At 33.4% G+C, this 3,785-nt stretch carries 4 protein-coding genes; 1 reads left to right on the top strand and 3 read right to left on the bottom strand.

Annotation, left to right across the window (positions count from 1 at the left end):
* Window positions 1-425: 425 nt before the first annotated feature.
* From DW757_RS16980 to DW757_RS16970, 3 genes are all read right to left on the bottom strand, one after another.
* Complete coding sequence (locus DW757_RS16980) at window positions 426-1,328, bottom strand: toll/interleukin-1 receptor domain-containing protein (RefSeq protein ID WP_182433340.1); 903 nt, start codon at window positions 1,326-1,328, stop codon at window positions 426-428.
* Between the two features lie 126 nt (window positions 1,329-1,454).
* A complete protein-coding gene (locus DW757_RS16975; protein WP_118752316.1) occupies window positions 1,455-3,014 on the bottom strand; it encodes an AAA family ATPase in 1,560 nt (519 codons plus the stop codon).
* 35 nt (window positions 3,015-3,049) lie between these two features.
* Window positions 3,050-3,304: a helix-turn-helix transcriptional regulator gene (locus DW757_RS16970; protein ID WP_118752315.1), complete on the bottom strand. Its 255-nt coding sequence runs from the start codon at window positions 3,302-3,304 to the stop codon at window positions 3,050-3,052.
* A gap of 116 nt (window positions 3,305-3,420) precedes the next feature.
* Between DW757_RS16970 and DW757_RS16965 the strand changes: the two genes are divergently transcribed.
* A complete protein-coding gene (locus DW757_RS16965) occupies window positions 3,421-3,717 on the top strand; it encodes a DUF6809 family protein (protein WP_118752314.1) in 297 nt (98 codons plus the stop codon).
* The last annotated feature ends 68 nt before the right edge of the window (window positions 3,718-3,785 follow it).

The raw sequence follows: 3,785 nt of genomic DNA, 5'->3' as shown, positions 1-3,785 counted from the left end.
GGCTATAGACCATGTCTATTTTTATGAAATTAATTTTGCGAAATTAATTATACGTCATCACACCCACAGGACTATAGAAGATTTGCACCGGGAAATTCAAAAAATCAAATAAAAAAAGGCTATGCCGGAAATCAATATCCTGATTCTGGTATAGCCTTTTCTCATACTTGAATTTGTGTATTACCGCCGTTTTCCCTTGTGTATTACCTGTGTACTACTTGTGTATTATCAGGCAGGATTCACAAGGATTTGACAGGATTTTCATTCTGAACAATCCTTGATTTTACGCTATTTCTTAGAACTTCCCAGCCTTAGCTGCTTCCTCAATCGAAACCGCGAGGGCTGGATTTTCTGGGGTTTTGAGAGTGATTGTGCGCTATGAGTGTGCTACGTATTACTACACGATACAATAGAAGGCATTTATCCTATAAAATAACAGTGCTTTTAATATCTTTTAAAAGTTCTTTATAACCACTTTCAAAATCGTCTGTAAAGTCTATCCCATATCTATTACGTAAATATACAGGTGTATAAAAACTACCGTCCGTCGCTTTTTCAAAAAAAAGAGGTATAATTTTATTTTGCATCGGATGTCCATAAACTTGTGGAATTATAATTTCTGATTCTGTACCTACTCCTCCTTCTCTATTGTCGGCTTTCTTCGCATAGTCCGCATTGCAAATTACCAAAACCTTTTTTATTGTTTCGTCCGTGCTTAATGCCTCCATAAACGCCACCATATCCTGTCCTGGTTTTAAACTTTTTTTGTCATATAACACATTCACACCATCGTTTTCTAACCGTTCTGCCAGTTTAATTACTTTATCTTTATTTTCCTTAGGTGTCCAACAATAAGATATAAAAACTTTTTCCTGTTGTTTTATTGGCTTTACAATATTTTTTAATTCATTATAAAGATTCACAGTTTTTATTGTCCAGTGAGTATGCATTAATTCTGTAATTCCACCAGACATATCTATACCTAATTCAAAAGTTAATCTATGTAAATCATCATAAGTAATATATCCATTTTTTATGTACTTAAATTTCACGCCATTTGTTCTCACTACAATGTCTGTTATATGACCTACAAATGCCTCTTTTTTAACTGTTTCCGTATCCTCGTACACAAAAAGGCACGGATATTTCTTTATATTTTCAATTGTCATATTATCTAGTTTACCATATTGATTTTTTATAGCAGGAACTGTATAGGAGGTTAAACATCTGCTCTTCATCATAACATAAAAATCACTTATCCAAGCATCATCTTCTGCTGCAACAAACAAATTGTACTTATCTGCCTTTTGATAATCTTTAAATTCCATTCTTACAAACCTCATGTAATATACTTTTGTGGACAGCCCACCTAGTTAAAAATTTCCAAAGCTAAAAGTATACATTACTCTATACTTCATAGGATTCATTTAACATTCGTTACTCTCAAGAATTTACTATCTCCTGATTCTCTTCATCGTTGAAGCCAAAAGCCCCCTTACATCCATTTCATTTTGGATAATGTGATCAACTGCATACTTAAAAGCTATCCGATAAATTTCTTCAACAGATTGATTTATTTGTTCAGATAATACTTTTGCAATTCTTTCTGATTCGTCCTTGCACTTTTTTCTAAAGGCTCCCCGATTACTAATATAAGAATTGTATTCTGTCTGATTTAAAAATTGAGGTAAATCTGCCTCATACTCTTCAAAATTAAATGTCTCTTGCAAGCTATATTGTAATTGTTGATTATCATATATGGATACTAAAGTTCTAAGAAAATCCGTTTTATGTAAATAAAATACCTTTATTAGTAATACTTCCGGGGTGTAAGGTAAAAAATGTAAATAAGCCATATTTTCTTCATACTTTCTTATCATTGCCGAGTTTCCATACTGAGGATAGGGTATGATATCTGTTTCAACATCCTTATCCATAAAAGATGATACATAAACATTATCATAGAAAATATAATTATTCGCTTCGATAAAAAAGTGAATTACATTTTCATATCCTCCAATCTCTAAAATTCGAATATCTAAATAATTGCTCTCCTCTTGTAAAGAAAAATATTTTTGTTTTAAAGCATTAAAAAAACTTTTTGCCATGCTATCCTCCACCAATACAATTATATCTGGAGAAGTATCTTCCCTCATTCCAATTGCGCCGATTGCTTTGGCCGGGGGACATTGATAAATAACATTAATATTTCCTAAATCATCTTGTTCTAAAAATATTACATTTTTCTCGGCTCGTATTATACTTGAAGAATGTGTAGAAATCAAAATTGTTAGCCCTTTATCTTTTGCCAGTTCTTTTAAAGCTACAATAAGACGTATTTGGGCAGATGGGTGTAAGGCCATTTCTAGTTCATCTATTAAAATAAGTGAACCATTTACAGCATTTTTAATGTCGTGAAAAAGATTTATCATAATAATTTCACCGAAGCTGAAATTTTGTTCCGTATAAAATTTCCCATCTGATAGAGGAATCGCATATGCTATATTACGTCGTTGATTCACTCCTTTACGTCCACGCATTTCTCCTGCAGGTATTTTAATCATTGAAGAAAATTTATCGACCCCAAATACCAAATTCATTTTTTCATTTATCCATACATCCTCTGTACCACGTCTTCTGGATAAAATTTTTTCTTGCGTAAAAATTCTCTGGTCTTTAGTTGTTATATTTATGATTTGCGGATATGAAAATTCTTGAAACACACTCGAATTTCTTTTATGAGGTCTCCATTCACCATTACTTCTCTTAGTATACTTCACCTTATTTCCATCTATCTCATAAGTTATTGAACCTGAAAAAACATCCATAGAACTATCATTAGATGATTGAAATCCCAATTTATATGCATTCTTATTCCCTATTCTATTAATACAAGTAAATAATGTTGTTTTACCTGAGCCATTCTTTCCTGTAATAATATGAACACCAGGAGCAGGAATTCTAAATTTCATTAATTCTATATTTCTAATATTCTCAATAATAATTTCCTTCATTATTCGCACCTCATAATAAATGACTACACTAATAATTATCTATCTCTATCCAGCAACTCTTGATAACTAACTCCCAGCACCTCTGCAATGACCTTCAACTCAATATCCGTCACAAACCGTTTCCCGCTCTCAATCCGCTGCACCGCATTCTTATCAATATCCAATCCAGCCATTTGCAGCATATCTGCCAGCTTCCGTTGAGAAGTTTTCTCCGGAAGTTTCTCCCGGATTTCCTTAATTCTCTGGCCGCAGATGTTATTTCCGCCATTTTCTGCCTTGTTTTTATACATAGAATTCTCCTTAATTGACATTCAGTGATTGTCATTTTTCTCATTATATGATAAACTAAGAATCGAGTTGACATTTAGTGCATGTCAAAAAAACATTTTAGCAAAGGAGAATATGTATGAAAAGTCTGCTACTACAGCTATATGACGGAGAAGTTTTCCCTGCCGAGCAGTACACACCCAAAACAGAAGAATACCGAAAGCTGCGCCAGCAACATTACAAGCACTATGAGGACTTCGTCAAACAACTAAAAGTCTTAGAACCACCTTTAGACAAACACTTCGTTGAAATCATGGATGAGCAACTGGACACACTCCCTTTAGAAATGTCAGAAATGTTCATTGACGGCTTCCGCCTGGGAGCACGAATGATGATTGAGATCTACCAGAAGGACTTCACAGACACCTGCGAATAACAAAAACATACAGGGTAGTGTAAAAAAGTTTGTGTCTTTGGAAGAAAATGACTCCTTTTTGGTAAGAA

This window comes from Clostridium sp. AM29-11AC, assembly GCF_003480545.1.
Classification (GTDB): domain Bacteria; phylum Bacillota; class Clostridia; order Lachnospirales; family Lachnospiraceae; genus Otoolea; species Otoolea saccharolyticum_A.
This window is presented reverse-complemented; position numbering and strand designations above follow the sequence as displayed.

Bases quoted from the DNA above. Each gene is read 5' to 3' on its own strand.
- DW757_RS16980 (WP_182433340.1), bottom strand. From the start codon at position 1,328: ATGGAATTTAAAGATTATCAAAAGGCAGATAAGTACAATTTGTTTGTT.
- DW757_RS16975 (WP_118752316.1), bottom strand. From the start codon at position 3,014: ATGAAGGAAATTATTATTGAGAATATTAGAAATATAGAATTAATGAAA.
- DW757_RS16970 (WP_118752315.1), bottom strand. From the start codon at position 3,304: ATGTATAAAAACAAGGCAGAAAATGGCGGAAATAACATCTGCGGCCAG.
- DW757_RS16965 (WP_118752314.1), top strand. From the start codon at position 3,421: ATGAAAAGTCTGCTACTACAGCTATATGACGGAGAAGTTTTCCCTGCC.